This is a genomic window from Streptomyces sp. BE303, from assembly GCF_036290945.1.
Classification (GTDB): Bacteria; Actinomycetota; Actinomycetes; order Streptomycetales; family Streptomycetaceae; genus Kitasatospora.
Window position 1 is genome coordinate 1 of sequence record NZ_JAQYWZ010000743.1, and the last position, 284, is coordinate 284.

The window sequence follows — 284 nt, forward strand, 5'->3', positions numbered from 1 at the left end:
ACCACCCCGAACTGGGCTACTTCGCCCGCCAGGCGCTGCGGCTGCTCGACGACTTCCGGATCCGCTTCGGCCGTCTCGACGAGCCGATCCCGGTCGGCGAGCTCGGCGGCACCATCCGGGTCGAGCTCAACCACTCCGACCCCTCGATACTGCCGGCCGGCTACCGGGTCGGGGGCGGCGAGGCGGACACCCGCATCCTCGCGGTCGCGCGGAACCTGCAGGCCGAGGGGTACGACGTCACCGTCGTCTCCAAGGACCTCCCGCTGCGGATCAAGGCGTCCTCG

1 protein-coding gene is annotated in these 284 nt (G+C 71.8%); it reads left to right on the forward strand.

Going from position 1 to position 284, the window contains the following annotated elements:
- A partial coding sequence (locus tag PUR56_RS22005; protein ID WP_329950171.1) for a PIN domain-containing protein occupies nucleotides 1-284 on the forward strand: 284 nt, incomplete at both ends.